This is a genomic window from Streptomyces sp. NPDC004609 (assembly GCF_042873655.1).
Taxonomy (GTDB): Bacteria; Actinomycetota; Actinomycetes; order Streptomycetales; family Streptomycetaceae; genus Streptomyces.
On sequence record NZ_JBIALS010000005.1, the window covers coordinates 1 to 26,912 of the forward strand.

At 68.2% G+C, this 26,912-nt stretch carries 22 protein-coding genes, 2 tRNA genes and 2 pseudogenes; 17 read left to right on the forward strand and 9 right to left on the reverse strand.

What is annotated here, in order from left to right; all coding sequences use genetic code 11:
* Positions 1–266 precede the first annotated feature (266 nt).
* Together ACFYT4_RS06205 and ACFYT4_RS06210 are read left to right on the forward strand one after the other, a co-directional pair.
* The gene (locus ACFYT4_RS06205) at positions 267–689 is read left to right on the forward strand and encodes a hypothetical protein (protein ID WP_389265793.1); all 423 of its coding nucleotides are present in this window, start codon (positions 267–269) and stop codon (positions 687–689) included.
* Positions 690–1,087: 398 nt separating this feature from the next.
* Entirely contained in the window at positions 1,088–1,936 is an 849-nt protein-coding gene (locus tag ACFYT4_RS06210; RefSeq protein ID WP_389265795.1) for a hypothetical protein, read from the forward strand.
* A gap of 361 nt (positions 1,937–2,297) precedes the next feature.
* Here the strand turns inward: ACFYT4_RS06210 and ACFYT4_RS06215 are convergent, their stop codons facing one another.
* The 4 genes from ACFYT4_RS06215 to ACFYT4_RS06230 are packed head-to-tail and all read right to left on the reverse strand — an operon-like array spanning position 2,298 to position 3,927.
* Positions 2,298–2,672: a hypothetical protein gene (locus ACFYT4_RS06215; RefSeq protein WP_389265797.1), complete on the reverse strand. Its 375-nt coding sequence runs from the start codon at positions 2,670–2,672 to the stop codon at positions 2,298–2,300.
* Complete coding sequence (locus ACFYT4_RS06220; protein ID WP_389265799.1) at positions 2,666–3,031, reverse strand: hypothetical protein; 366 nt, start codon at positions 3,029–3,031, stop codon at positions 2,666–2,668. The genes ACFYT4_RS06215 and ACFYT4_RS06220 overlap by 7 nt, the downstream gene beginning before the upstream one ends.
* A complete protein-coding gene (locus ACFYT4_RS06225; protein WP_389265801.1) occupies positions 3,025–3,474 on the reverse strand; it encodes an ATP-binding protein in 450 nt (149 codons plus the stop codon). Before ACFYT4_RS06225 ends, ACFYT4_RS06220 begins: the two co-directional genes overlap by 7 nt.
* Before the next feature lie 45 nt (positions 3,475–3,519).
* Positions 3,520–3,927, reverse strand: coding sequence for an NUDIX hydrolase (locus ACFYT4_RS06230; protein WP_389266254.1), 408 nt, complete (start codon positions 3,925–3,927; stop codon positions 3,520–3,522).
* 108 nt (positions 3,928–4,035) lie between these two features.
* Here ACFYT4_RS06230 and ACFYT4_RS06235 point away from each other — a divergent pair, with 108 nt between their 5' ends.
* From ACFYT4_RS06235 to ACFYT4_RS06255, 5 genes and pseudogenes are all read left to right on the forward strand, one after another.
* The gene (locus tag ACFYT4_RS06235; protein ID WP_389265803.1) at positions 4,036–4,824 is read left to right on the forward strand and encodes a GntR family transcriptional regulator; all 789 of its coding nucleotides are present in this window, start codon (positions 4,036–4,038) and stop codon (positions 4,822–4,824) included.
* 167 nt (positions 4,825–4,991) lie between these two features.
* On the forward strand, positions 4,992–5,348 hold the full coding sequence (locus ACFYT4_RS06240; protein WP_389265805.1) for a hypothetical protein: 357 nt from the start codon (positions 4,992–4,994) through the stop codon (positions 5,346–5,348).
* A pseudogene (locus ACFYT4_RS06245) lies at positions 5,348–5,635 on the forward strand (conjugal transfer protein TraS); the annotation flags it as partial. The gene ACFYT4_RS06240 and the pseudogene ACFYT4_RS06245, both read left to right, overlap by 1 nt.
* A 46-nt stretch (positions 5,636–5,681) precedes the next feature.
* A pseudogene (xerC, locus tag ACFYT4_RS06250) lies at positions 5,682–6,919 on the forward strand (tyrosine recombinase XerC).
* A gap of 531 nt (positions 6,920–7,450) precedes the next feature.
* On the forward strand, positions 7,451–9,070 hold the full coding sequence (locus ACFYT4_RS06255; RefSeq protein WP_389265807.1) for a hypothetical protein: 1,620 nt from the start codon (positions 7,451–7,453) through the stop codon (positions 9,068–9,070).
* 13 nt (positions 9,071–9,083) lie between these two features.
* Here the strand turns inward: ACFYT4_RS06255 and ACFYT4_RS06260 are convergent, their stop codons facing one another.
* Complete coding sequence (locus tag ACFYT4_RS06260) at positions 9,084–9,548, reverse strand: SAM-dependent methyltransferase (protein ID WP_389265809.1); 465 nt, start codon at positions 9,546–9,548, stop codon at positions 9,084–9,086.
* A 31-nt stretch (positions 9,549–9,579) separates the two neighbouring features.
* Positions 9,580–10,965, reverse strand: coding sequence for a Tat pathway signal protein (locus tag ACFYT4_RS06265; protein ID WP_389265811.1), 1,386 nt, complete (start codon positions 10,963–10,965; stop codon positions 9,580–9,582).
* A 698-nt stretch (positions 10,966–11,663) separates the two neighbouring features.
* Between ACFYT4_RS06265 and ACFYT4_RS06270 the strand changes: the two genes are divergently transcribed.
* Both ACFYT4_RS06270 and ACFYT4_RS06275 read left to right on the forward strand, forming a co-directional pair.
* Positions 11,664–11,804: a hypothetical protein gene (locus ACFYT4_RS06270; protein ID WP_389265813.1), complete on the forward strand. Its 141-nt coding sequence runs from the start codon at positions 11,664–11,666 to the stop codon at positions 11,802–11,804.
* 2 nt (positions 11,805–11,806) lie between these two features.
* Positions 11,807–12,979 (forward strand): methyltransferase domain-containing protein, encoded by a 1,173-nt coding sequence (locus ACFYT4_RS06275; protein WP_389265815.1) that lies wholly within the window; start codon positions 11,807–11,809, stop codon positions 12,977–12,979.
* Positions 12,980–14,378: 1,399 nt separating this feature from the next.
* Here the strand turns inward: ACFYT4_RS06275 and ACFYT4_RS06280 are convergent.
* Positions 14,379–14,846, reverse strand: a complete 468-nt coding sequence (locus ACFYT4_RS06280) for a GntR family transcriptional regulator (RefSeq protein ID WP_389265817.1) — start codon at positions 14,844–14,846, stop codon at positions 14,379–14,381.
* Positions 14,847–15,017: 171 nt separating this feature from the next.
* Here ACFYT4_RS06280 and ACFYT4_RS06285 point away from each other — a divergent pair, with 171 nt between their 5' ends.
* The 6 genes from ACFYT4_RS06285 (at position 15,018) to ACFYT4_RS06310 (ending at position 20,811) form a co-directional block, all read left to right on the forward strand.
* The gene (locus ACFYT4_RS06285) at positions 15,018–15,383 is read left to right on the forward strand and encodes a hypothetical protein (RefSeq protein WP_389265819.1); all 366 of its coding nucleotides are present in this window, start codon (positions 15,018–15,020) and stop codon (positions 15,381–15,383) included.
* A gap of 195 nt (positions 15,384–15,578) precedes the next feature.
* Positions 15,579–16,979, forward strand: a complete 1,401-nt coding sequence (locus tag ACFYT4_RS06290; protein WP_389265821.1) for a cell division protein FtsK — start codon at positions 15,579–15,581, stop codon at positions 16,977–16,979.
* Positions 16,980–17,025: 46 nt separating this feature from the next.
* A complete protein-coding gene (locus ACFYT4_RS06295) occupies positions 17,026–17,751 on the forward strand; it encodes a DUF2637 domain-containing protein (RefSeq protein WP_389265823.1) in 726 nt (241 codons plus the stop codon).
* A gap of 146 nt (positions 17,752–17,897) precedes the next feature.
* Entirely contained in the window at positions 17,898–19,361 is a 1,464-nt protein-coding gene (locus tag ACFYT4_RS06300) for a replication initiator (protein ID WP_389265825.1), read from the forward strand.
* Positions 19,358–19,534, forward strand: coding sequence for a helix-turn-helix domain-containing protein (locus tag ACFYT4_RS06305; protein WP_389265827.1), 177 nt, complete (start codon positions 19,358–19,360; stop codon positions 19,532–19,534). Before ACFYT4_RS06300 ends, ACFYT4_RS06305 begins: the two co-directional genes overlap by 4 nt.
* Complete coding sequence (locus ACFYT4_RS06310) at positions 19,534–20,811, forward strand: tyrosine-type recombinase/integrase (RefSeq protein WP_389265829.1); 1,278 nt, start codon at positions 19,534–19,536, stop codon at positions 20,809–20,811. The genes ACFYT4_RS06305 and ACFYT4_RS06310 overlap by 1 nt, the downstream gene beginning before the upstream one ends.
* Before the next feature lie 91 nt (positions 20,812–20,902).
* Here ACFYT4_RS06310 and ACFYT4_RS06315 read toward each other — a convergent pair.
* Together ACFYT4_RS06315 and ACFYT4_RS06320 are read right to left on the reverse strand one after the other, a co-directional pair.
* Positions 20,903–20,975, reverse strand: a tRNA-Arg gene (locus tag ACFYT4_RS06315).
* Positions 20,976–21,224: 249 nt separating this feature from the next.
* Positions 21,225–21,318: transfer RNA gene (locus ACFYT4_RS06320), tRNA-Ser, on the reverse strand.
* 339 nt (positions 21,319–21,657) lie between these two features.
* Between ACFYT4_RS06320 and ACFYT4_RS06325 the strand changes: the two genes are divergently transcribed.
* Positions 21,658–22,110, forward strand: a complete 453-nt coding sequence (locus ACFYT4_RS06325) for an SSI family serine proteinase inhibitor (protein WP_389265831.1) — start codon at positions 21,658–21,660, stop codon at positions 22,108–22,110.
* Between the two features lie 176 nt (positions 22,111–22,286).
* Positions 22,287–26,735 (forward strand): PAS domain-containing protein, encoded by a 4,449-nt coding sequence (locus ACFYT4_RS06330; protein ID WP_389265833.1) that lies wholly within the window; start codon positions 22,287–22,289, stop codon positions 26,733–26,735.
* The last annotated feature ends 177 nt before the right edge of the window (positions 26,736–26,912 follow it).

The window sequence follows — 26,912 nt, forward strand, 5'->3', positions numbered from 1 at the left end:
AACTCCGGCGGGTAGTTCTTCATGACCACGAGATGTCCGTTCTCAGATCCTCAGGATCCAGTTTCTCGTGTGTTCAGGATTCGGGGTCAAGGCCCCTCGGCAGGATTCGAACCTGCAACCTTCTGATCCGTAGCTCTAGCCGGATCGGTCATTCGAGGTCGTACCGACTGTGGGGAGGGCCATGAGGGGTGACCTCGGACACTGCTGGGCGCTGGGGTTGCTGTACTTCGCTGCTGTACAGCAGGATCCCGACCAGGGGTGAGGCCATGGAGCGGGAACAGCTCGAACGGCTGCTGAGCGGTGGCGACGGGACATCGTCGGCCGCCCTGTCCGCTCTCCGCGCCGGCGCCTCTCACATCGTCTGGGACGGAACGGCGTCAGCCGATTCGCTCGCGAAGATCTACGGGCGCCGACTCCGCCACACCCTGCGGAGGGGCATCGAGACTTCCGGCTTGGCGCAGGCCGTGCAACGCCTCGACCTGCACGGCCGATCGGTTCGACTGGGCCAGATCAGGACTGCCGACGGATCGTGGGTCTTCATGCTGTTCCTCGACGAAGACGGCGGCACGCTGGTTGCGTGCACCGGCGTTCGACAGGCCCAAGAGCGCGTCCGGGACTGTCCACCCGGGTTCAAGTGGGTCCGGTTGTGGGAGTGCCTACGCCGTTCGGTCCCATCTGAACGGACGTGAACGGCGCTGAATGAGACGGAAACTGAGACGGATGTCGGGGCCGACCTCGCTGGCATCCGATATTGCCCAGGCAAGCGAACTCGTCCTTTGAAAAGGCTGGGGCCCGACCGTTCCGAGCTTCCCGCTCGACCTATCCCGTCACTTCCGGTCCCTAGCTCTGGCACATTCGGTTCATTGGTGCTCATATCGAATTTTAGTGGACGCTATCGGGCGTACGGCTGTTGCCATGAAAGGCGAAGTAGGTTACTACTTTTGGCCATTGGTGACCATTCAGGCGTTTGGGTTAGGTGTCGGCTTTACGTTTACTGCGCTTTGTCAGGCGAAACATGCCTTCTTCGCGCTATCAAGCCTGTATCATCCGTGGTCCGGCCCCACGCGAAGGGATCGCAAGGCGCAACATGCTTGACCTCCCGGCCATGCCAATTGGCCCCCAGTATATGATCATCACTCCAGAAATGGCCGACCTTTGGCTGACTCATTGTAACCCGGCAAGTAATCGAGTCCTCTCCGATACCGTTTATGAGCGCTACGCGAAAGCTATGTCCGACGGCGCATGGAGGACGACGCACCAAGGAATTGCGTTCGATAAAAATGGAATGCTGCTCGACGGTCAGCATCGGCTGATGGGTGTCAAGCTCTCTGGCGCTTCGGTGGAAATGCTCGTAATTCCTTCGTGTGATGCTGAGACGTTTGACGTTCTCGATTCAGGGCACCGAAGGCAGGCTGCCCAGCTTCTTAAGATCCCTCACAGGGTAATCGTGGCCGCCGCCGCACGAATTATCGGACAGATGTACAAGATGTGGGATCCTGTAACGCTTTTTGACGGATTCTATGACACAAAGGCTGCCACTTCCGACATTCTTAAAGCTGTCGCAGCATGGCCGGAGCTGACAACCATGGCTCCCATTTCTGCTGCTGCTTACAGGGCTTCGGGAATCAATCAGCCGACCCATCTTGTGGTACTCGCTCAAGCCGCTAGGACTGAATATGCTGGAAAGATCGACGACTGGGCTAGCGGTCTGATCTCGGGTGCCAATATGGACCAAAAGGACCCGCGCCTTGTCCTCAGGAATCGATTCTTTCGCGACCGGGTATTGCTCGGCACTAGCAGCGGGCGCCGCGCGTCCTACAATTTGATCGCGAAGTCGTGGAATAGTTGGGCTCAGGGAAAGCTGCTGGGAAGTCTTAAGTCCCTTGATGGTGAAGGGGTTATTCCTGTAATCGGAACCGAAAAGTTCCGCCCGTAGTTTGCGCTGTCTCTGCCGTATAGGCTGAGGCCGGCGGAGCGGCTTTGGGCGGGAGCTGCCATGGGGCGAGAGGCCGGGGGCCCGTAAGCTGTGCGCGACTCGGGCGGTCTGTGGACCTGCCCGCAAGGCCCGAAGTGGGCCCCCGGTCTTGGAGGCTCGCCCCATGGTGGCTGCCTAAAGCCGCGGAGCCGACCCCCAGCCACAGAGGGTTTCCCGCCTCCACGGCCCGCAGCTGATCGCGCGGGCCGGCCGGGCCGGGGCTGGAGCGGGGCGGAGACAGGAGCGGCGGGCCCGGCCCGAGGGGCTGGGCCGCGCGCGACGCGCTTGCGCGGCGCCTTGAACCCGTAGAGAAAGTTGTAACTCACTGCCCCGCTGATGGGCTGAACTGGTCTGTGCATGCGGGGAGTCGGGCCGCTTGGCGGTGTGCGAGGGGCAGGAAGTGGACTGGGCGGGCGGTCCAGGTGATGCGGGTTCTCTGGGTGGTGAAGGAGACGTTGCAGGGCTTGCCCTGGCATAGTGCTTCGGCCATGGCGTGGCGGCCTTCGTAGAGCCATTGCCATGCGTGGGCTGCGGAGTTGTCGTCGAGTGCCGAGGTGATCGTGTTGAGTGCGATGGCGATCCAGCGGACGGCCTGTCCGGCGGAGTGGGCGTCGAAGGCGGCGAACCGTGTCGGGGCCGTCCCGTCCGTCCCGCCGGTCCAGCATTCGCACCAGTATCCGGGGGTCGGTTTCACCATCGGTTGCCCTTCGGGCGGGTGGGGGTGGCGGTGATGACGTAGATGGTGTGGTCGTCGTGGAGTGTGAGTCGGTAGGCGTGGCCTGCCGCGAGGGAGCCGAGGGCGCGTTCGTGTTCGCGTGCGTCGTTGAGCCAGTGGCGGCCGGGGCGTGCGTGCGGGGTGTCGAGCTGGTCGGCGACGGCGGCTGTGCGTTCGCGGAGCCAGCGCAGTGCGAGGCGGGGAGTGGTCGCCGTGAGCGAGCCGAGCGGGATCGACTCCAGCGGGCCACCTCCGGGTTCATAGCGGGGGCGGGCCGCTGCCCAGCATTCGTAGGTGGTCCGGTCGGTGGCGGGGAGTAAGCCCACAAGGTGCGTCACCACGGGTGGCCTCCGACGGTCGGGCCCGTGAAGAGTTCGGCGGTGACCGTGCGGCCGTGCTCCCCGTGACGGATCTCGACGCGATGGGCGAGCGCGTTGACGATGCCCAGTCCCCGGCCGTGTGCGGACTCGTCGGAGGGGCGGCCGATCGTGGGAGCGCTGTCGGTGGTGCCGGCGTCGGTGACCGAGAGGGCGACACTGCGGGCCAGGACGGCAACGGCCAGGTGGAAGCTGCCGTGTCCGCCGGGATCCCCGGGAGCTCTGCGGCCGCTGGCGGTGTGGAGGACCGCGTTCGCGCTCAGCTCGCTCACGATCAGCTCGGCGTCTTCTGCCAGCGGTGAGTCGCGGAGGATGTCGCGGGTCCAGCGGCGGGCGCGGGAGACCTCTTCGGGCAGGCCTGGGCAAGTGAGTCCCCAGACTCGACCCTTGCTCGTATACTCGTGCATACAAGTTCCTCCATGCTGGTAGGCCGCATGTGCAGCAGGTTCGGGCTAGACGAGTTTCACGCCGTCGTGGGCACGTACGGCGGGCGGGGACGCCGTGTCCATCGCGTCCAGGACGCGGATCGCGTACGCCTCGTCGGCGAGTTCGGTGACCTCTTCACGGGTGGCCCACCGCAGTGCGCGGGTCTCGCTCCCGGTGGCGGGGGTGCCGTCGGCGGCCTCGCATCGGAAGACCAGCGAGACGATGAGGCCCTTCATGTTCTTGTAGACGCCGGTGAGGGTCGCGGGAAGCGCGATCTTGACGCCGGTCTCTTCGAGGACTTCGCGTTGCAGTGCCTCGGGGATGGTCTCCTCGCGTTCGAGGACTCCGCCCGGGGGTTCCCAGTGGCCGTTGTCGCGCCGCTGGATCAGCAGGGCCCGGCCCCGGTCGTCCACGATCACCCCGGCGACGCTCACGGAGTGCGGGCGGTCAGTGCTCACGTTCCTCGGGCCCTCTCGGCTGACTAGGCTTTCCACCGTAGCAACAAAACCCGTCCACTCGTCTAGATACCTAAAGGAGTGCACATGCCCTCACTCCCCTCCGGCGCGCTCGGGGCCCTCGACCCCACGAGCGACCGCGCGGTGTTCCGGCAGATCGCCGACCAGCTGCGCGAAGCGATCGACCGCGGCCGGTTCAAGGAGGGGGAGAAACTGCCCTCCGAAGCCGAGCTGGTCGAGCATTACGGCGTCTCCCGGATGACCGTGCGGAACTCCTTCTCGATCCTCCAGGGCGAGGGCCTGGTCCATGCCGAGCACGGCAGGGGCGTGTTCGTGCGTCCCCGGCCGCCCGTGCGGCGCCTCGCCTCCGACCGGTTCGCCCGGCGCCACCGCGACCAGGGGAAATCCGCGTTCATCGTGGAGGCCGACGCGGCCGGCAGTCACCCCCAGGTGGACAGCCTGGAGGTCAAGGAGGAGAAGGCGACCCCGGACATCTCGGCCCGGCTCGGCTCCGTACGCCGGGTGCTCGCCCGCCACCGCCGGTACCTCCTCGACGGCCGGCCGGTCGAGTTCGCCTCCTCCTACCTCCCCCTCGACATCGCCCGCGGCACGCAGATCGCCGAACCGAACCCAGGGCCGGGCGGCATCTACGGCCGCCTCGAAGAACTCGGCCACCGCCTCGACCACTTCGAGGAGGAGATCAGGGCCCGGATGCCCTCGCCCACCGAGGTGAAGACCCTCCGGCTCGCATCCGGCGTGCCCGTGATCCACCTGATCCGGACCGCGTACGACACCGAGGGCCGGGCCGTGGAGGTCTGCGACACCGTGATGGCGGCGGACGCCTACGTCCTCAACTACCAGCTCCCGGCGACCTGATCGCCCGACGGGCTGCGGTGCGCAAGGCCCTGTCTCCTCCACTCGTACACCTCAACTCCCTTACTCATATAGACGAGTGGGCAAGTTGTGCGGCAAGGTGATCTCCGTGCCTCCCGTTCGGGACGGCTCAACGCATCTTGTCTAGACGAGTAGATGGGGAGTTTGTCTTGCGCACCATCCGTGTGGAGACCTCGGCCGCGACGATCCTGCTGACCGAGGCTCCTGAGCCCAAGGTCCGCGACCGGCAGACCGGTGAGATCGCCAAGGACGCCGTCACCGGTGAGGCCCTGATGACGGTCGGCGTCGTGTACATCGAGGACGGGGAATCGTCGCTGGTCAAGGTCACCGTGCCGGAGAGCGGGGTCACCGAGGGGCTGATCCTCGGCTCGCCCGTCTCGCTTCCTGGGCTGGTGGCCCGTCCGTGGGAGTCCGTCTTCAACGGGCAGCAGCGGCACGGCATCGCCTTCCGGGCCGCCGCCGTGACTCCGGCCGCCTTCCCGGCCGCGCACGGGGCCACCGGCTGATGACCGACCCGATGACGTTGCTGGTGGTGGGCGGGCTTGTTGCCGTTCTCGGTGGCGGAGCCGCGTACGCCCGCGCCCGGCATCCCGCCCTCTACTGGTCCACGGTCGGCCTGCTCATATCGACCGCCCGGCTGCACGGCTCGTACGGCTCGGTGATGGAGGCATGCGGCCTGACTGTGCCTCCGTCCCGGCTCCGGGTCCTGGCTGTCCGGGCGACCACCCGCCGGGAGATCCGTCCGGTGCCCCCTCGCCGGGGTCTGATCCGGCCCACCGCGACCGGGCTGCGGCCTGGGTGGACGAGTACGTCCAGCGCGTTGCCGCTGACGCTGAGGGGTGGGCGGCATGAGCGGCAAGCGCGGCAACGGTGAAGGCTCCATCTACCCGTACAAGAACGGATACGCGGCCTACGTCTGGGTGACCAAGCCTGACGGCAAGAGGGCCCGCAAGTATGTCTACGGCAAGACCCGTGAGAACGTCCACGACAAGTGGATCAAGCTTCACTCTGAGGCGAAGAAGGGCCCGGTCGCCACCGCGCACCGGACGCTCGCCGTGTTCCTCTCCTACTGGCTCGACTCGATCGTGAAGCCCAACCTCGCCCCGCTCTCCTACGTTTCGTACGAGGGGTACGTGCGGCTGTACATCACTCCGCACCTCGGCGCGAAGCGAGTCGACAAGCTGACTGTCCGGGACGTGCGCGAGTGGCTGACCAAGCTGGCGACCCTCTGCCAGTGCTGTGCTCAGGGCAAGGACGCCAAGCGGGCCGCTGCCCGCCGCCGTTGCTGCGCGGTCGGCGAGTGCTGCGAGTCGTATCCCTCCCGCCGGGTGATCCAAGCCTCCCGTGACGCGCTGCGGGCGTCACTCACCCACGCGGTCGCCGAGGAGGAGATCGGCAAGAACGTCGCCTCCCTGGTGAAGGTGCCGAAGCCTCGCCGTCGCCGGGTCAAGCCGTGGTCTGCGGCAGAGGCCGGCCGGTTCCTCGCAGACTGCGCGGCCCGCGACGATCATCTGTTCGCTGCCTGGGTGCTCGTGCTCTGCCTCGGGCTCCGACGCGGTGAGGTGCTGGGGCTGACGTGGAAGTCCATCGACTTCGACACGGGCGAGCTGTACGTGGACCACTAGATCCAGCGAGCCGGACGGCAGATCCTTCACCGGGAGACCAAGACCGAGGAGTCGGACGACTTCCTGCCGCTGCCCGCACTCTGCCTCAAGGCCCTCCGGATGCGCCGCGCTCAGCAGACCGGCGACCGGAATGCAGCAGGGCAGCTTTGGCAGGACACGCGGGGCCTGGTCTTCAGGACCAAGTACGGAACGCCGATCGAGCCGGGGAGCCTGACCCGGATGTTCGCCCTGCGGGCCCGCCGCGCGGGCCTCCGCGTGATCCCGCTGCGGAACACCCGGCACACGTGCAGCTCGCTCCTGGTCGCCCTCAAGGTGCACCCGAAGTGGCACAGCGCATCCTCCGCCATTCGCAGATCGCCATGACGATGGAGGTCTACGCCGAAGCGAGCGAGGAAGCCGTACGGAACGCGCTCGGCAAGCTGTCCGATGCCATGGGCGGCACGAACGGCTGACCGTCGACCCGGTTGCTGTACTTCGCTGCTGTACGGCGCAACGCAAGAGGCCCCGGACTTTCGTCCGGGGCCTCTCACCTGTGTGCACTCGGCAGGATTCGAACCTGCAACCTTCTGATCCGTAGGATCGGGCACCGCACCGGCAGGGGACTGGCGATCTCCGCGCTCCAGCCGTAGAGATGAGCGATGATCAGTCGCTGTGTGCCATCGTTGCCGTCAACGTTGCCGTCAATCAGTCGACTCGAACGACCCTGATACCCCGCGCAGCGCAAGAGAGCGAATGAAAGCCTCACAAACCTCAGCAAAATATGGCACGACGTGCTTGACTGAAGCATGCCTGAAAGAGCGCAACATCCCGCACTAATCGAGCACAGCATCGGCTATTTCACTTTCACCATGGGTGGCGCAAGCCGAATCAACGTCCACTCTGCCGCCAATAGGATCCTTGGCGCAGAAATCGCAGAAACGGTTGGTTCTCCAATCGGCCCAGAGGTTCGCCTTTCACCAAGATATTCAGATCTAACTCGACTCATGATAAAGATCCAATCACTACAACAACTTGCCCAAGCAATACAAGAAGAAAGGATCATATCCTGGGCGATCAAAAATCCTGTGAAATTTCTTCGACTAGCACCTAGCCTTCGCGGAGGAATTGAAAGCAGGCGCAATAGAAGAAATCCAGCGGTGGACCTCAGTTCCGTCATTACGCAACTACAAGAAACCTACGATTCCATCGCTTCATCCGTCGCCAGCGAGCAAGCAGTCAACGCAATCCAGCACGAAATAGAATGCGAAACCTACACAAGCATTTACCGACTCGAAGAACCCTACCTTCGCCTGCATCTACGACCAATCGCCGTCTGGCTGAAAACTAAGAACGGAGGCGAGGAAAGGCAGGCGGGAGACTTCAATGAAGGAATGTACGCAAACGCCACACTACTATTGCATCAATCCGGCGTAACTCAAATCACAATCGCAATTCGCTTTCCCGACAGAGTGACCACACAGAAGCTCGAAGAAATGCAATTCGGTGGCGCAAATATCATCTCGGCAGCCGAATTGCCAGAATCTCTGCTACGTGCCGCGATGGGGGAACGAAAATTCCGAAGAAATCCTCCAGGAACAGCAGTAGACGACGAGCGCGCCGGGACCAACTGGCGCAGATTCTGCTACTCTGATCCGATTTCAGTATCCGACATCTGCCAGATGTACATAGATGCAATCTCAAAGATCGCAATAAGAGATCTCCCGGGGGCATGGTTCTGCCACCCATCCATCTTCCTGGAGGAGATCACATGCTGCGATTCAGAGGAAGATTTCCGAGCGACTCACCATGACGATCTGACAAAATTTGTCACAAGATACTCAGGTCGCCATCCTCAACGAGGAAGTGCCGTTGAGGACCTCGCCCCCCAAGATACCTCCCTAACCGTCGATCACTCTGTCTACATGGATGCCAGTCATACCGTAAGTATTCGCTGGCCTGGATTTCCAGGAGTCGAGGACTATGCCAACCATCTAAGCCACGTACTGATCGCCGAATGCGCACTGCTGCAGTACTGGCAAATTCGTATGATTGACCAACGAGTAAACAGCAACCGCGGGACCCTAAAGAGCATTAAAGCGCTCCAAGAGGATGCAATTTTCGGTCTCCGAGAGTACAGAAACTCCCCACTCACCCATGGTACGGCTCGGGATGCAGCTGAATACCTGCTACAGGGGTTGCAGGCAGACCGCCTCTACGGACATGCTCTAGAAAGCCTCAACCAACTTCAGCAGCTGGTTTCAACCGGAGACTCTCAACGTTCTACCCGACGCGCAAATACGCTGGCTGCGACTGCAGCGCTTGCTGCAGTCACTCTAGGACTACCTGCCGTAGATCAAACTCTAGATATTGCACAGAAAGTTCCGGAAAAGGGATTCCTCGGATCTCTCGCTGAACCTTTGAGAGGGCTGGCAGAGCAGGGCGAGATGGGAACGTGGAAGGGTTTCCTAGCTCTCATGCTTACCGTCACAATGCTCGTACTCACCCGAAATTATCTGAAGAGAGGGAAAGCGCGAACACGCCGAAGAAGAAGGAAGGCAGGCATCGCATGGCCACTAGGCACCATAGAAATCCTAAGGAACGAACCCGAGGACGACAGAGCCTAGTGAATCCGACCTACTAGTCCCAGTAGTCCCCGAGCATCTCTCCCGGCCAGGCGGGCTGCTTTACCTCGCCGCGCGGTCCCATCTCCTGGAAGTACGGGGCCACGTCGTAGACCGGGGTCCCATCGATGGCGTCCAGGTCCGCGACGTGGAGGTCCAGCCCTTCGACCTTCACCAGCCTCGGGAAGGACTGGGCGAGCTGGTTGGGCCGGCGGTGGTTGCGGTGAACGAAGGTGCCCGTGCTCGGCCACCTGGGATTGTTGCGCGGGCTGCGGGCGTGGAGGGCGACGTCGTCGGGTGACGCCTTGTGGAAGTGCCAGACGACCAGCAGGTGCGAGAACTCCTCCAGGCCCTGGACGACCTCGACCGGGTACTCGGGGTTGAGGCGGATGATCGCGTGGCCGCCCCAGTGGTCGTCCGTCGGCTCGGCCCGGCCGCCGACCACGAAGCCGATGGGCGTGATCTCCAGCGAGTGCGTCATGCGCTTCCCCTCGTCTCTCGGCGTGACGCGGTCAATCTACTTGGGTGAGATACGCGGCGGCCCGGGTGTCCAGGGCCGTGACGGCAGGGATGCCCCGTCGCCGGTAGGGCGACAGCAACTGTCGCATGTCGACAACCGCTTGGCGGGCACGGCCGGAGTAGATGCCCTCCTCCATCGCGTCCAGAACGCTGCTCCAGGTCGCGCACGCCTCCTCGACTCCCCCTCCCGCGATCTGCGTCGCACCCAGGTACCCGAGTGTCACCGCATGAGTGCGCCGGAACGCGGCACCGCGGGTGCGGACCGAGTGGCGGAACTCGCGGATCGCCTGGGACCGGTCGCCGAGATCCCGCAGGGTGCAGGCGGTCTCGTGCGCGAGGGATGCCTCGCCGAAGAAGAATGTACGGTTCGGCTCCCGGATCCCTTCGCTGGCCGACGCGAGGTCGTCCTCGGCCCGTAGCAACGCCTTGGTCGCCGCCTGCTTCCTGCCGTTCGCGGCCAGGCCGCGGGCGTGGATCACCCCGAGAAGCGCCCGTTCCCTGGGCGTCGCCGCCGCGTACCGCTCCCCCTGGATCGAAGCCTCGGCGAGCATCAGGCCCTCGCGCGCGAAGCCGAGATCGATCGCCTGGTGTGCCATGGCACGGAGAATGTGCCCGGAGAGCGGGGCGTCTCCGGCTCGGGCCGCGAGCTTCACGGCCAGGACGAAGTACTTCTGCGCGACGGCCTGTTCGCCGTTGTCGAATGCCATCCAGCCGGACAGGTACGACAGCTCGGCCGCCGCGGCGAACATCTCCCGCCTGACCTGGTCGTCCGGGAAGCGACCGTGGAGGAAGTCCCGGACGTCCGCGTGCAGGTACTGCACCAGAGCCTTGCGGCCGTGGCCACCGCCCCGGCTCTGGTCCATGCGCGAGAACGCCACGGTCAACTCCTGGACCGTCGCCACGTCGCTCCGCCCGACACGCTGCCGCCCTGTCGTGGGCTCCGTGGACGGACGCGTCATCGTCTTCCACCACTCCTCGTCGGGGAGGGCGAGGGCCGCGGTCGAGTACACGGCCTGGGTGAGAAGCGCGCGTCTGTCCGCGTCCAAGTCGGACCTCCCCAAGTCAGTCAGCGCGATCAGCGGATCGACGCGCCATTCCAGCGCCCCCTCCGCCAACGAGGTGGGACCTGCCAATCCGATCTCTTGGAGTGTGACGACACGCTTGAGACGACGGGACAGTGCCTGGCTCAAGATTACGGGCGAGGGCCCGGAGGGCTGGGTGCCGCCGACCCACATGCTGACGTGGGAGCGGCCGATGGTCGCGTGTTCACGGAGGTCGTTCTCCAGCGCCACCCGGTTGTACGCACTGGCCGCCTGCGCTCGTGACCAGCCTGCTTCCTCCAGAAGCGCGGCGAGTCTGTCGTTTCGCGTGCGCGCCATGATGCACCCCCGGATCGCTGAACGATCTTTGACCACTTTGACCTAGCCGCGACCGCGGCGGGCACGGACCTCGGCAGCATCCACGTTACGAGCAAGGTCACAGCCACTGAACAGACTTGACGCTCCACCACCTCCAAGAGTTTCCAACTCAGATGATCTTTGATCACTTTGACCACCCCGGAAGCCTTGACCCCATACCGGATCCCGGTTTCTCGCGGTTACCTCGATGTGTCCGCCGAGCCACCGCATCGAGGGGAAGCGATGGGCACCCGCCACAGGCAGGACCATCTGCCCGGAACCGCGGCCTCGGGGCGTCAAGGACCGGAAACCAACGGCGCAGGGCAAGCGCCGCCCCGCTTGATGACCCTTCGGGTCTCACGTGACTCGGGGCAGACGTGGGGTCCGTCGCAAGTCGTTCGTGAAGGTGATCCGGCGGCGCTCCGGACTGCACGGATGCGGTTCCCCCCTTGCCGGTGTCCTCGCTGTGCGGGGCGGCTTTCGTTCACATCTGGGAGGTAGCGCAGTGAGGTGCTTATGGCACTCCGTATGCCGGTTCGCCGGTCCGTTGCTGATCATCGCGATCAGCAGCTCATGCGGCTTCGTCGTCGGTGCCGGCCTGGGGATGGGCTCGTACCCGTGATACGCGCGACGGGCCTCCGGACGGACAGCGGATCGAGACGAGCAGAGGAGACAGCAGCATGAACGTGTTGTTCAACGGCGGCGGCAGGAATGGTGGAAGCGGCGGGGACGGCAAGGGGGACAAGCTGCCCGGCCAGCCGTGGCCCGGCCCTCCCGTACCGCCCTCACCGGACGGCGGCCCACGTGCGGTCGAGCAGTGACCATGACCCGCTATGACGGGGGAAGGTCCGCCCTGGCACGTGCCCTGTTCACGGCGAAGCACCTGACGTCGGAGTGGGTGCCCACGTTCGCCGTGGTGCCGCGCTCGGCCTTCCTCCCCGATGTGATCTGGCCGTACGACATGGACACAGGTGCCAGCGTCCGGGTGTCACGACTGGATGAGCCGGATGTGTGGCACGGCTACGTGAACGCCGACGTACCGATCGTGACCCAATGGGACCAGCAGAGCGACGAGCACGCACCCGTCGTCGAACCGACCAGTTCGTCTTCGATGCCGAGCGTCGTGGTCTCCATGCTTCGGGATCTCCAGGTGACGGGTGCCTCTCGGGTCTTGGAGATCGGCACGGGAACGGGGTGGAACGCGGCCTTCCTCGCCCATCGTCTGGGCCGGTTCAACGTGGTCACCGTGGAGGTGGACGCTTCCATCGCCGCTCGGGCTCGGGGTTTCCTGCGGCGCTTCGGGCTACCCGTGCAGGTGATCACGGCTGACGGACTGCTCGGGCACGCGGCGGGGGCTCCGTACGACCGGATCATCGCCACCTGCGGCATGCGATCGATCCCGTACACCTGGGTCGAGCAGTCCTGCGCGGGTGGGCTGATCCTGGCACCGTGGGGCACTCACTACAGCCACTTGGACGCCAACGTACGACTGAAGGTCGCTGACCACGGGCGCAGTGCCTCGGGACGGTTTCTGGGGCCCGTGGAGTTCATGAAGCTGCGTGCACATCATCTGACCTGGCCCGAGCACGACGAGTACGTGTCGCGGCACGGGTTCGACGATGCCGTCACCTCGTCCACCGACATCACGGAGGAAGACCTCGGCGCGGGGCGGTTCGACGCGTCTCACTTCGCCGTCGGGCTGAGGGTCCGCGACTGCGTGCGCTCCGTGGCCGAGAAACGGGAAGGTGCGCGGCCCGTCTGGTTCTACAGCCTCACCGACAGGTCCTGGGCCGTGGTCATGTTCCGCGACGGCGAGAAAGAGGCCACGGTCCGCCAGGCCGGTGCACGACGGCTGTGGGACGAGGTCGAAGCCGCGTGGCGCTGGTGGGACGCCTCGGGCCGCCCCGGCTACGAACGGTTCGGGCTCACCGTCACCGCGGAAGCGCAAACCGCCTGGCTCGACGAACCGGCCAACGCCTGTCGCGGCACGGCTTGAGGCCCTGCTGAAGCGTCCCTGATTCATCCGCCCGGCAAGGGACCGGACACCGTCGAAGTCCGGTCCCGTCAACAACTGAGACCGGCCCGCCCCTGAGCCTGGAAGCACGTGGGGCGGACCGATCGGAGAGTCCCTGTTCAGGACCCTGGTGCCGATGGTACCGGGGCTGTTGTCGTGCCTGCGTTCGCGCCGTGGCCTCAACAGCCCTGTAGAGAAGCGTGGTTCAGAACAAGGAGGGCTCGGAGAGTGCAAAGCGAAGTTGCGGTGCCGCTTGGAGAAGTGGGCGTGGCCGGCGCGCTCGACATCGCGGTCGGCTGGAGCGGCTTTGGCCGGTGTCCTGTCCGGATTGGGGTCGGGCATGGCCAGGGGGCCGTACGCTGCCCGGCAACTCGGGCAGGCTTGCCCCTGCCCGCAATTGGTCCGAGTGGCCCCCTGGTCTTGCCCGACGCGGGCCCCGAGCCGAACAGGTGGGTAAAGCAGCGCAGGCCGTCCGCCCCGGCCACGGGGCCTCGGGCAATGCCGGGGAACACGCGACAACGGCGGTCGGCCGGGCACGTGGAACGCGGACCCGCTGGCTGGGCGGCACCGCTGGCCGGACTGTCGGCGCGGCTGCTGCCGGTCGGGGTCTTCCTTGAGCTGCCGTCCGCTCGTACGGCATTGCGCGCTGAGCGGCCGGGGCCGCCGTAGCGGTGGCGTAGACATGGAGCGGCGGGGGGGGGGGGGGGGGGGCGGGGGGGCGGGGGGCGGGCCGGGGGGGGGGGGGGGGGGGGGCGGGGGGGGGGGGGGGGGGGGGCCGGGGCGGCGGGGGGGGGGCGCCCCCCCCCCCCCCCCCCCCCCCCGCGGCCCGCCGTGGCGGGCCGCCTTGATCCAGTAAAGAAACTCTGAACAGCTCCGCTGACGCAACCGGGGAGCGCGTGCCCGTGGGCTCGATCTCGTTGTCCGGGGGCTGCTTCGGCGAGGCGGCGGAGTCGCTGCGGCACTGACCCTTCGGGGCCTTCACGTCCCGCCTGGTGGGCCAGCAGGAAAGATCGTCGCCCGCCGCCTGGGACCGGCGGGACCTGCTGGGATCAGGGACTTGCGGGGCTTACCCATGTGGCTGCCAAGGTGTCGCCACCGCCAAGGGCAGAAGTGTCCGCCCGGCATTCGGATGTACAGCCTGCCTGCGGTGAAGACAGCCTCACAGGGATGGACTGCGTTCCGGCCAAGCCTGCTCGGCCGGTGGCACGACCAGAAGAACGGGGAATCGTGACTGAGCACGAAACGCGACACACGGAGAAGGAGCCGATCATCATCTCCGCACAGGACGCCGACCACGTCGCATCACTCGTACGGGAGATGGCGTTGATGGTCGAGCGTCTGCGGCGGGAAACGGAGTCGATGCGCAAGGAGCTGGCGGCGCTCAGGTCTGCCGCTGCTGGGCCTTCAGCTCCTCGACCTCCCGGCGGAGCTGCTGATGCTCGGCGCTGAGGGTCCGGATCTCGTCCCGCAAGGTGGCGAGGAGTTCGACCAGGGTGGTCCCGGCGGTTTCGCCGTCGTCGGGCACACCCTGCTCCGTGGTCTCGCTGTCGGGGCGGTTGTCTGCGAGGTACCAGGCGGGCGGGGTGTAGTCGCCGCTGGGGGCGGACGTGTCGTGGTCGGTGACGAAGCTGCCGCGTCCGTGGATGGTGTAGATGAGCCCTTCGTCCCGAAGGACGTTGAGGGCGCTGCGGGCGGTCATGTTCGCGACGCCGAAGCGTTCCTGGAGCTCCCGGTACGACGGTAGTTGCTCGCCCGGTTTGTAGCGGCCTGCCTTGATCTCGCGCCGGAGTTCGTCGGCTGCGTGCTGGTACGGCGGCCGTCGGTCGGGCTGCTTGGCGGCGGGGCTCATGGCTCCCAGGGTAGCGATTTCTAGCACCCCTAGCACACCCCACTGACATAGCTCTCTTATGTCAGCTCCCATCTAGCACACCTCATTCACTTGACTCTGCTAGGTCAGCTATGTTTAATGGGGGACCGCCTCACCATCCGGGTGGGGCACGGCTGGAAGGACGTAACACCCATGGCGCGTATCCGCGTTGGCCTGCTGCCCACCACCACGTTCATGGTCGGCACGCTGCCCGTCCCGAAGTACGCGGACCAGGAGAAGACCCAGTTCGCGACCGACCGCGAGACCGGTGTGCGGCTGTTCACGGTGACGGTCTTCTTCATGGAAGAGGACCGCGCAGAGGCCCTGAAGATCACCGTCCCGGAGAACGGCCTGCCCGACGGCCTCAAGCCCGGTTTCCCGGTGACAACGGTCGAACTGTTCGCGACCCCGTGGGCGCGGATCTTCAACGGCTCCCTCTCGGACGGCATCGCCTACCGGGCTGCCGCCCTGGAGCTGATCAACCCGGCTGCGGTCGACCCCGGCAAGAAGGCGGCCTGAGCGGCAGAGCTGTCCGGTTCGGCGCTGAATGCATCCATCCGATGCCTCGCGCCGAGCCGGGCCCCGGTTCTGCCGTTTCTGCCGGACTGCGCGACCCCTGTTCCCGCCCGGTCGCCCGCACATCGCCGCCCTTGAGAACCGGGCGGCCCTCGCAATGGCCCTGCGGCCTTCATCCACGTACCGAAGGAGAAACGAGTGACCATCCAGGAGGTGTACGGCCTGACCCATCTCGTGGCGGGGGCGGGCCTCGCCCTGATGACGGTGTGGTCGGTGTGGTGGACGATCCGCTACGCGCTGGCCGACTCGATGACCAGGGAGAGCATCCGGCAAGCGGTACGTGTCCGGTGGGGCTGGAAGCGGCTCGCGCCCATGCTCAAGCTGTCCGCCACGGACAAGACCCCTCCGGTACTGGCGTTCCTATCGGATACAGGGAACAAACCCCTCAAACCGCGGGTCCTCATCCCCGCGCTCAAGGTCAAGCACGACCTCTACGGGGTGATAGCGCGGGTGGGCTGCCTGCCCGGCGTGGGCCTGGAGGAGTTCCAGAGGGCGGCTCCCCATCTGGCGAACGCCTGGCGGTGCACACGGGTGGCGGTCACGCAGGAGCGACCCGGTCAGGTCGTCATCCGCGGTGTACGGCTCGACCCGCTCAAGTTCAAGACGGAACACCGCCCCACGATGGCGGTGCCCGAGGAGACGGCCCGGTGGGACCTCGGACTGGACGAGTACGCACGGCCCGTGTCGGTGTCCCTCGCCCAGGTGCCCGGAGTCACCGTTGCCGGACTGCCCGGCTTCGGCAAGACGTCGCTCCTCAACCGGCTGCTGTCCGACTGGGCTCCCTCACCCGCCGTTCAGTTCGCGTGCGCCGACGGCAAGGTCTCCGCGGCCCACGAAGGCGACTACGCCGACTGGGCGCGACGAATGTTCGCGTTCGTCGGCGACGACCTGGAGGGGGCCAATGCCATGTTCCGGCGACTGGTCGAGCTGCGCCGGATGCGCTCGGCCCGCGTCCGCGCGGTGCTCGGCGTGAAGGGCATGTGGGACGTCGGTCCGTCTGAGGACTGGCCGCTGGTCGTGCTGATCATCGATGAGGCGCATACGTACTTCCGTGATCACAAGGGCTCCGATCCGAAGACGAAGAAGCTCGCAGCGCTGGCGGCGGAGAACGCCCGGCTCGTTGAGGACCTGGTGAAGAAAGGCCGTTCCGTCGGCATCCTCACGGTTCTGGCCACGCAGAAGTCCACCGGGGACGCGATTCCCACCTTCATCCGCGACGTGTGCCCTGTCGGCCTGAGCTTCGCCCAGAAGACGGCCGAAGCCGCGGTCGCCGCCCTGGGCGAGGAGATACGGGAATGGCCCGACGCCAACCCGGTCAATCTTCAGGATCCCGCCTATGTCGGCGTCGCTGCGATGAGTCACCAGTCGCAGCCGGGCTTCACCCGCATCCGCACCCCGTACGTCCCCGATGTGGACGCGGCGGTCATCGCCTCGTCAACCGCCCATCTGACACGGGATCCGGCCGACCTCCTGGCCGCGCGACTCGAAGAGGCTCCTGTGCCGCTCCACAAGGACATCGACGGCCCGGAAGCCGACTGAGCCCGGCAACTGCCCGCAACTCGCCTCGAAAGGAGGTGAACTACCCATGCAAGAAGACCGGATCACCCAGCGAACCGTCACCGCCGTGATGATCGTCATCGCGCTGCTGGCCTTCGTCTTCTCCTTCGGCAACGTGTGGAGCCTCGCTCTGCGCCTCGGCGTTCCCGAGCCGATCGCCCCGCTGATCGCGCCCATGGTGGACCTGTCCGTGGTCGGCCTCCTCGTGGCCCTGCGCTACCTTTCGCTGCGAGGCGTCCCCGCCGGGGAGATGAAGGCCGCGACCCGGCTCATGCACCTGTCCGGGCTGCTCACACTGGCCCTCAACGTGGCCGAACCGATCGCCGCCGGACACTACGGCCGTGCGGCCGTGGACGCGGTCGCCCCGCTGCTCCTCCTGGGCTGGGGCACGGTCGGGCCGCAACTCCTGCGCCACTTCAGCGCTGTGGCCGCCGTGGCGGCGGAACCTGCACTCCAGCCGGACGCGTCGCCGGTCTCCGGCCCGCTGCCCACTCCGGCGCCCGTACTTCAGCCGGTGGCGGGTGGCGACGGCGGCCCGGACGTGCAGAACACCGCCGCGCCGCTCCCGGCGAAGCCCCTCCCGGTGTCCTCCATCGTTCCGGCCGTGAAGCCGCCTGAGCCCCTGCTCGCCGAAGCGCGCTCCCTCGCTCGGGCCCATGAAGCCGAGCACGGCACGGCCATCTCAGCGGCCCAGCTCAAGGTACGGCTCGGCGTCGGCCTGCCCATGGCAACCGCCCTCCACTCCGCCTTGTAGGCCCGTTCCTCCCGCCGGCCTCTCCGGCATCCACCACCTCTCGCTCCCATCCGGGCCCGGTTCGCCATGCCCGCGGGCAGCAACCGCACGCACTCGGCTGCTGCCCGCACGGCCCGGACCTCCACAGAAGGGACTCTCCGCCTCCCATGGCTCGCCCCGTGGACCTCAGTCATGTGATCAGCCCCGCCGTACGGGACCTGCTCGCCCTGGCCAACCTCGACGACTTCGACCGCGTCACCGACCAAGTCCGCCACCTGCGCGGCTGCACCAGTCCCGTCAACCTGCGCGGCTGGACCGTCACCACCGACAAGGCCACCGGCACGGTCGTCCGTTCCTACCGCTCCGAGGACGAACCGAGCGGACGACTGCTGACCGCGTGCGGCAACCGCCGCTCGACCCGCTGCCCCGCCTGCTCCCGCGTCTACGCCAGCGACACCTACCACCTGATCAAGGCCGGACTGTCCGGCGGCAAGAACGTCGCCGAAGCCGTACGCGACCATCCCCGCGTCTTCGCGACCCTCACCGCGCCCTCCTTCGGCCCGGTCCACAACCGCCCCACCACCCCGGACGGCACACCCCGCCCCTGTGCCTGCGGCGAACGGCACACCGAGGATGCCCCCGCACTCGGCACCCCCTTGAACCCGGCCACCTACGACTACACCGGGGCGGTCCTGTGGAACGCGCACGCCGGAGCGCTGTGGGCCCGCTTCACCATCTACCTGCGCCGCGCACTTGCCGCCCATCTCGGCATGACACAGAAGTCGCTGAACAGCGCCGTACGCGTCTCCTTCGCCAAGGTCGCCGAGTATCAAAAGCGGGGCCTGGTCCACTTCCACGCCGTGATCCGCTTCGACGGACCGGACGGCCACACCACCCGCCCACCGGCCTGGGCCACCGTCGACGCCCTCAGCCACGCCGTGCACGCTGCTGCCCGGCTGACCGCTCTGAGGGTCGAGTCGGACGCGGTCGGCGAACGCGAGATCACCTGGGGCGAACGCATCGACGTACGCGAGATCACCGCTCTCGGCCACGGTGAACTCACCGACCGGAAAGTCGCCGCCTACGTCGCCAAGTACGCCACCAAGAGCGCAGAGGGCTGCGGCACCGTCGACCGCACCCTGATATGCCGCCCGTGCCGCGGACGCGGCTACGTACGCGGGCCCGACACCTTCCGGGACCTGTGCGCCGACTGCGACGGCACCGGACAGGCCGAACGGCTGGCAGACCTCCGCGTCCAGCAGCACGTACGGCAGATGATCCGCACCGCCTGGGCGCTGGGCCACCTGCCCGAGTTCGCCCATCTCAAGCTCTGGAAGTGGGCCCACATGCTCGGCTTCCGCGGCCACTTCTCCAGCAAGTCCCGTGCCTACTCCACCACCCTCGGGGCCCTTCGCGACGTACGGCGCGCCTGGCGCATCGCCCAAGCCGAACGGGCCCGCGCACGGGCCGGCCAACCCGCCCTCGACGAACACACCGACCTCGTCACCGAGTCGTACTGGACCTACCTCGCCTCCGGCTACCGCCCCGGCGAAGAACTCCTCGCCAACCAGACCCGCCACGACATCGCCCACGCCGAACGCGCCAAGACCGAAGGGGAGGTGTGGCTGTGACCGTGCTCAACGTCGACCAGGTGGCCAGTCGTCTTGGGATCAGCCGCTGGAAGGTCTACGACCTGATCCGCTCCCGCGAACTCCTCTCTTTCAAGATCGGCCGCTGCCGTCGTGTCAGCGAGTCGGCCTTGCGCGACTACATATCCCTCCGCACCGAACAGGAAGCCGCGTGATGGCGAAGAAGAACGCGAACGGCCAAGGCACCATCTACTTGCGACGTGACGGCCGCTGGGAAGGGACGGCCTACGTACTCGCCACTGACGGCACTTTCAAGCGGCGGAGCGTCTACGGCAAGACCTGGGACGACGCTCACGAGAAGCTGACCAAGCTCAAGGCGGACTCACAAAGCGGTCTCCCCGTGGCCACCAGCAAGATGACTCTGTCCGAATTTCTGGCTTACTGGCTGGTCAACGTCGCCCGTCCCAAGGTCCGGAAGACCACGTACGTGAACTACGAATCGCTGGTGCGGAACTACATCACCGCCGAGTTCGGCAAGAAGAAGATCACCCGTCTGACGGCGCGCGACATCCGTGCCTTCCTCGTCAGGACGGCGGCCACCTGCCAGTGCTGCGCACAAGGCAAGGACAAGGCCCGGCCCGAAAGCAAGCGGCGGTGCTGCGCCCTCGGGCAGTGCTGCAAGAAGCTGCCTTCGGACCGGACCGTGCGTTTCCTCTTGGTGCTCCTGCGCGCAGCACTCCAGCACGCCGTACGTGAAGACGAACTACCGCGCAACGTGGCCCGGAACGTGGAGCTGAGCATGGGAACCCAGCGCGAGATCGAACCACTGTCCTCGGCGGAGGGGCGTCGGCTCCTGGCGGCTGCTCGGGACAACCGGCTGTGGGCCGCTTACGAGCTGGCGGTCCGCATCGGCCTGCGGCGCGGTGAGCTGCTGGGGCTGCGCTGGTCGGACCTGGACCTCTATGAGGGCGTCCTCACCGTCCGCCAGGCGCTCCAGCGCGTCGGGGGAGAGCTGCTGATCGTCGCTCCGAAGACGCAGCGCTCCGCCCGGCGGGTGGCCCTGCCCAGCGAGTGCGTAACCGCGCTCCGCGCTCAGCGTGCCCAGCAAATCGCGGACAGGAAGGCGGCTGGTGATCGCTGGCAGGGAGCAGCACACGGCCTGGTCTTCACCACGAAGAACGGGACGCCCATCGAGCCGCGCAACCTGAACCGCTCCTTCGAGACGCTGTGCGCCCGCGCCGGCATCCGCAAGGTCCGCTTTCACGACCTGCGCCACACCTGCGCGTCGCTGCTCCACGAGCAGGGGGCGGACGCCCGCATGATCATGGAAGTCCTCGGCCACAGCTCGATCCGGGTGACCATGGACATCTACACCTTCGTCCGTCTCGACTCGCAGCGCTCGGCCTTCGACCGCGTAGGCGACGCTCTACGGGGTGACGGCAACGGGCAGGACGATGACGATGGCACGGCCGGTGCCCTGATAGCCACCTGAATCCCCCGCCGGGGCGGTTGCCGTCAAACACTGCCGTCAAAGCAAAAACCAGAGGCCCTGTGGAGTGATCCACAGGGCCTCTGACGTGCTGTGCACTCGGCAGGATTCGAACCTGCAACCTTCTGATCCGTAGTCAGATGCTCTATCCGTTAAGCTACGAGTGCTCGGCTTCCCAGGGGCTTACCCCCCGGTCGGCGTTGCGGGAACAACATTACATGACCCGCGCCGCCAGGTGAAATCCATTAGGCGCACCCCTTCCGAACTGCGAAAACGTCCTCTGGAGGGGGTCGTGGGCGGGTCGGGAAGCCGCAGGTCGCGTCAGGGTGGACGGTGGGGGGCCGGCGGGAGTGGGAGCGGTCGGTCGGGGCAACGCAAGAGCCCCGGCCGCGTGGCCGGGGCTCCTGTGATGTGGATGGCGGAGGCGGAGGGATTTGAACCCTCGATGGGCTTTAAGACCCAAACCGCATTAGCAGTGCGGCGCCATAGACCGGACTAGGCGACGCCTCCAGCACGCTCGCGCGGGCGCGAGTGGTGTGCAGATGATGACACAGTCACGCGGGGTGTCACCAATCGCTGCCCACGGTACTAGGCACGCAGGCCGGAGGGCAAAGCGGATACCGGAGGACGGGCCGCCCCGGGCATCCGTCGGAGCGTCGGTCGGGTCCGGTGCGCAACGGACGGGCGCGGGGAGCGTTAGAAGCGGTGGGGATCCGGGAGCGACCGGCCCGGGCCCCGGACCCGGACCCCGGGTCCCGGCTCGGGCCGGAGCCCCGGAGCCGCCGAGGTACCGAGGCCGGCCGGCCCACCGGAACCCGGGGCCACTCCGTACGAACACCAGGAGCGTTCATGCTGCGCCGTATCGTCCTCACCGCGACCGTCACCGCCGTGTCCGCCGCCGCGCTCGGAGCCACCGCGACCTCCGCGGGGGCGTCGGGGCTGCCCGTACCGCTGCCCCTGCTGTCGCCGGCGCCGGACCGGCTCACCGTGGTCGTGTCGGAGACGGGGAACGCCCGCACGGACGGGCGGTACGAGCTGGAGTGCGCCCCGCCGCGGGGGACCCACCCGGCCGCCGAGGGCGCGTGCGAGCGGCTGGACCAGCTGGCGAGGCAGGGGAAGAACCCGTTCAAACCGGTCGACAAGGACCAGATGTGCACCCAGCAGGCCGGAGGGCCCGCCAAGGCGCGCGTCACGGGGACATGGCAGGGACGGCGTGTGAACGCCACCTTCACCCGGACCAACGGTTGTGAAATCTCTCGTTGGAACTCTCTCCATCCCGTACTGCCGAGTGCCAGGTCATAGCGCCGTGGCACACAGCACGCGCACACAACCCCCCAGACGTTCGATGAGAGCTGCCCCCATCCAACGCCCCGGCGCAGCCGCTGCCCTTAGACTCCCTTCAATGACAGGCTGAGGCCCTAGGGGCAAGATGGGGAGCGGCTTCAGCATTCGTGGTTGGTCAGGGAGGAAGCGTCGTCGTGAGCAGCAGGCCATCCCGAGGCGCTGCTCGCCTCGCAGCCATACTCGACGCCTTGCCCGACGGCCTCGTGCTCGTCAACTGCAACGGCACGGTCGTCAACGCCAACACCATCGCGCTCGAACTGTTCGAGACACCCGGCACCGCTCTGGTCGGACGCGGACTGCTCGATCTGCTGCCCGCGTTCGACTCCCGGCTGATCCCGGGATCCATGCGCCGCCAGGAGGCGGCCGAGGAACGCAGCCGTACCAAGCCGGCGCGGATGGTGGCGCGGCGCACGGACGGCAGCGAGTTCCCGGTGGAGGTGACGAGCGCCAGCCTGGAGGACGGCCGGGAGGCGTACGACTCGTCGAACGCCTACACCGGTGACGAGCTGCTGATGCTCGTCGTACGGGATCTTTCCGGAACCGTGGACACCGAGGCCGAGCTGGCGCGTTCGCGGCGGCAGACGGAGATGATCCTGCGGGCCGCGGCCGAGGGTGTCGTCGGTACGGACACCGAGGGGCGGGTCGTGCTGGTCAACCCGGCCGCGGCGCAGATCCTCGGGTTCCGCGCCAGCGACCTCGGCGGCCAGGAGCTGCACCCGCTGATCCTGCACTCGCGCGAGGACGGCAAGCCGTTCCCGTACCCCGAGTCGCCGCTCGCGGACACGCTCAGGTCCGGGCGCAAGCACCGGGTGCGCGGGCAGGTGCTGTGGGCGAAGGACGGCTCGCGGGTGCCGGTCGATCTGACGACGGCGCCGGTACGGGACGGGGACCAGCTGGTCGGCGCGGTGATGACCTTCACCGACCGGCGTCCGTTCGAGAAGGTCGCCGAGAGGCACCGGGCCGAGCTGGACGAGACGGCCGAGCGGTTCGCCGCCGAGTTCGCCGACCGGGCGGACCGGTACACCGCCGAGATCGAGAGCCGTGACGAGCGCTATCTGGAGCTGGCGGGACGGCACCAGCAGCTGACGGCCGTGCTCGGCGAGTCGCTGCGCGGGCCGCTGGAGGAGCTGCGTACGGAACTGGGCACGCTCGCCGCCGACCCGGCCGGGCAGCTGTGGCCCGAGGCCAACCAGATCCTGCACCATCTGGCCGCCGGCTACGCCCGGATGACCACGCTGATCGACAACGTCCTCGGCTTCCAGCGCCTCGGCACGGACACGGAGCAGCTCTACAAGTCGAAGGCGCTCCTCGACGCGATCGTCGGGGCCGGGGTCGAGGGCGCGGTCGAGCTGATCGGGCCGGGGCGGGCGCAGTTCGCGGTGCACGCTCCCCCGATCGAGGCCGAGGTGGACGCGGGGCGGCTGGCGACGGCGCTCGCGCATCTGATCGCGGACGTGGCCGGGGTCGACTCGACCGGCAAGGCCCGCCCGGCGCCGGGCGGCGCGTATGTGGACTCGACGATCGTGGTCGCGGCGGCGCAGCGCGGTGAGGTCGTACGGATCGAGGTACGGGGGCCGTTCGCCGGGGGGGACCCGGTGCACGAGCCGATCGTGCGCGGGATCGTCCGGGCACACGGCGGAGTACTCCAGACGCACGAGGTGCCGGGGATGAGCGGCAGCGCGTATGTGCTGGAGGTGCCGCTCGGGGAGGGCGCGGGCTCGGTGCCCCCGCCCGGTGAGAACACGGGCGGCGCGGTCGCTCTGCCGGAGCGGGTGTCGCCGGAGACCTCCGGGGAGACCTCCGGTGGCGGGCGGCGGCGCGCGCGCAGGTCCTCCACGGACGCGTTCCTGGAGAGTCCGCTGGTCGCGGAGCATCCGGCGGACTCGGCCGCGGGCGTGAGCGGGCCGGGCGCGACGGGTACGACAGGTGTGCCGGGCGCGGCGGGTACGGCAGCGGGAGCGCGCGCGGCGGCGGCAGCGGGGGCTGGTGGGACGGGTCGGCGCAGGGCCGTCCAGGGCGGTCCCGCGGCCCGGCCGGGCCAGGCGGCCCAGGCGGGGCGGCCCGGTCCGGCGGGTGCCGGCACGCAGCCGGGGCCTGGCGGTCCGGCCCTCCGGGGAGCACAGCCGGGCCAGACGGCGCAGGGAGCCCAGAGCGGCGTGCAGGGAATCCCGGGTGCGCGGGGAGGCCGAGCGACGCAAGGGGTCCAGGCCACGCAGGCCCCTCACGGCGGCCGTGGTGACCGTGCGGCCCATGAGCTGATCCCCGCGCAGGACGCCGGGGGCACCTCGGGCGGCGGTGTCCCGGGCGGTGGGCCTCACGGCATCCCCCAGGGCGGCACCCCCCAGGACGACGGCACGCTGGGCGGAGCGCACGGCACCGGTCGGCGGCGCGGGCGGCCCAGCCCCGCCGAGGAGGGTGTCGCGGTGCCCGCGGGCGCGCCCCGGCCCAGCGAGGGTTCCGTGGTGACGGCCGCCGAGGGCGCGGCTGCGACCGGACGGGCGGCGCTCGGCGAGACCGTGCCGCCCCAGGGAGTGTCCGTCGACGCGGGAGGTACGGGGCGGCGCGCCCGGCACGGTGGAGTGCCGGAGCTGCCGTCGGCGCCCTCGTCCGTTCCGGTACCCGGGACCGTACCGGCTCCGGCGACGGGCTCGGCCGGACGGCGGGCCCGGCGCGCGCTGGCCCCCGCGCCCGCCGAAACCCCCGCGACCGCGCCCGGCGCGGTGCCCGACATGGCCGTCGGCACGGCGTCCGCCGACGCCTCCGCGGCCGGTGGGGCAGCACAGGTGGCCCGTACCGCGTTCGCGCTGCCGCCCGCCGAGGCCGACCGCGTCCCCCCGACCGCCGGAGAAGCGGACGCTTCCCTTCCGGGTCAGCACGACGCCGTACGGAACATCCCCGGCACCGACCCCTACTTCACCCCGCCGCAGCCGCACCCCGCGCCGACGGGCCGCCGACGCGCGCGCAGCATGCCGGCGACCGGTCTGGTCGTCGCGGATGACTCGACCGGGCAGCACATGGCCACGCGGGACGAGGGCACGGGCGTCGACGGCATGATCCCGGGTGTCCCCGGTATGGCCCTCGGTGTCACAGGCGTGCCCGCGCCGACGGCCCAGGGTCCCGGCCCGGCGACGGCCCGGCACATGGATCCGGCGACGGCCCGGCATATGGACCCGGCGGCGATCCGGCACATGGATCCGGCGGCACAGGGCCCCGTACCGGGGGCGCAGCAGTACGGGACGGGCTCGGTGCCCCTTCCGTCGCCCGTGCCGGAAGGCCCCGTACCGCAGCCGTCGAACGGGCCCCCGTCCCTCGCTCAGCCGCTGCCCGCCGAGGCGCCCGAACCCGCGCCGCTGCCGGCCGACGCGTCGCAGGGGAAGGAGTTCAGCGTACGGACGCTGGGGCAGGGTGTGCCGTTCTCGCAGCAGATCGCCGAGAAGCAGAACCAGCCCGCCCACGGTTCCGGCCGCCGCCGCAAGCTGGCCACGCCGCCCGACGCCGACCGGGCGGAGAGGCCCGAGCTCACGGAGAGGTCCGAGCGGCCCGCGGGGCCCGAACCGTCGGCCCGCCCGCATCCCCAGCCGGGCCGGACCGCCCAGAACACCCCGCATCCGCAGCAGGCCCCGCACCCCCAGGTCGCGGGCCAGGTCCCGCATCAGACGCCCGGGGTCCAGCATCCGCACCAGAACCCGCATCAGACGCAGTCCGGCCTGCGACTGCCGGTCGAGCGCGAGGCCGAGGGGCGCGCGTACGCCATAGGCGCGCCCGACGAGGGCGCGGAGGGCCCGGAGCCGCTGGACGGGCCGGGAGGCGCGGTCGAGGTGGCCAACCGGCCGCTGCCGCAGCCCGTCGACGACGAGCTGCCCCCGGAGCCGCTGGACAATCCCCGCAGGCTGCTGGTCTGGCCCGCGCCCGATGTGTCCACCCAGCAGGCGCTGAGCGAGCGTGGTTACCGTCCCGTCGTCGTGCACTCGCGCGAGGAGGTCGACGCGCAGATCGCGGCGTTCCCCGCCGCGCTGTTCGTGGACCCGCTGACCGGGCCGATCACCCGTACGGCACTGCAGTCCCTGCGCCAGGCCGCGGTCGCCGCCGAGGTGCCGGTGCTGGTGACCGCCGGGCTCGGGCAGGCGACGCGGGAGGCCGCGTACGGCGCCGATCCCGCGATCCTGCTCAAGGCGCTGGCCCCGCGCGACAGCGATCAGCACCCTTCGCGCGTCCTGCTCATCGAGGAGCACGAGGAGATCGCGCTCGCGCTCACGGCCGCCCTCGAACGCCGGGGCATGCAGGTCGCACGCGCCGGCACGGACACGGAAGCGGTCACGCTCGCGGCCCAGATGCGGCCGAACCTGGTGGTGATGGACCTGATGCAGGTCCGCCGGCGCCGGGCCGGGATCATCGACTGGCTCCGTGCGAACGGCCAGTTGAACCGTACTCCGCTGGTCGTCTACACCTCGGCCGGTCTCAACCGCGCCGAGCTGCCCCGGCTGTCCTCCGGAGAAACGGTGCTCTTCCTCGCCGAACGTTCCACGAGCGGCGAGGTCCAGGCGAGGATCGTGGACCTGCTCGCGAAGATCGGCACGAACTGAGCCGTCGGCGCGTCCGGTCGCGGGGCGGGTCGGGGCGGACCGACGAGCTATGAGCTACGGGCCGGGAGCGGCAGCGGTACGGACCCGGGCGGCCTGTACCGATGCGGTGGCGGCCGAGTGGCGGTGCGGGTGCGGCGGGGTGGCCGGGCGGCCCGTACAGATGCGGTGGGGGTACGG

Coding starts and splice junctions, on each gene's coding strand:
- ACFYT4_RS06215 (WP_389265797.1), bottom strand. CDS start 2,672: ATGGTGAAACCGACCCCCGGATACTGGTGCGAATGCTGGACCGGCGGG.
- ACFYT4_RS06270 (WP_389265813.1), top strand. CDS start 11,664: ATGAACGTGTTGTTCAACGGCGGCGGCAGGAATGGTGGAAGCGGCGGG.
- ACFYT4_RS06295 (WP_389265823.1), top strand. CDS start 17,026: ATGCAAGAAGACCGGATCACCCAGCGAACCGTCACCGCCGTGATGATC.
- ACFYT4_RS06285 (WP_389265819.1), top strand. CDS start 15,018: ATGGCGCGTATCCGCGTTGGCCTGCTGCCCACCACCACGTTCATGGTC.
- ACFYT4_RS06300 (WP_389265825.1), top strand. CDS start 17,898: ATGGCTCGCCCCGTGGACCTCAGTCATGTGATCAGCCCCGCCGTACGG.
- ACFYT4_RS06275 (WP_389265815.1), top strand. CDS start 11,807: ATGACCCGCTATGACGGGGGAAGGTCCGCCCTGGCACGTGCCCTGTTC.
- ACFYT4_RS06225 (WP_389265801.1), bottom strand. CDS start 3,474: ATGCACGAGTATACGAGCAAGGGTCGAGTCTGGGGACTCACTTGCCCA.
- ACFYT4_RS06205 (WP_389265793.1), top strand. CDS start 267: ATGGAGCGGGAACAGCTCGAACGGCTGCTGAGCGGTGGCGACGGGACA.
- ACFYT4_RS06265 (WP_389265811.1), bottom strand. CDS start 10,965: ATGGCGCGCACGCGAAACGACAGACTCGCCGCGCTTCTGGAGGAAGCA.
- ACFYT4_RS06235 (WP_389265803.1), top strand. CDS start 4,036: ATGCCCTCACTCCCCTCCGGCGCGCTCGGGGCCCTCGACCCCACGAGC.
- ACFYT4_RS06210 (WP_389265795.1), top strand. CDS start 1,088: ATGCTTGACCTCCCGGCCATGCCAATTGGCCCCCAGTATATGATCATC.
- ACFYT4_RS06310 (WP_389265829.1), top strand. CDS start 19,534: ATGGCGAAGAAGAACGCGAACGGCCAAGGCACCATCTACTTGCGACGT.
- ACFYT4_RS06325 (WP_389265831.1), top strand. CDS start 21,658: ATGCTGCGCCGTATCGTCCTCACCGCGACCGTCACCGCCGTGTCCGCC.
- ACFYT4_RS06260 (WP_389265809.1), bottom strand. CDS start 9,548: ATGACGCACTCGCTGGAGATCACGCCCATCGGCTTCGTGGTCGGCGGC.
- ACFYT4_RS06255 (WP_389265807.1), top strand. CDS start 7,451: ATGATAAAGATCCAATCACTACAACAACTTGCCCAAGCAATACAAGAA.
- ACFYT4_RS06280 (WP_389265817.1), bottom strand. CDS start 14,846: ATGAGCCCCGCCGCCAAGCAGCCCGACCGACGGCCGCCGTACCAGCAC.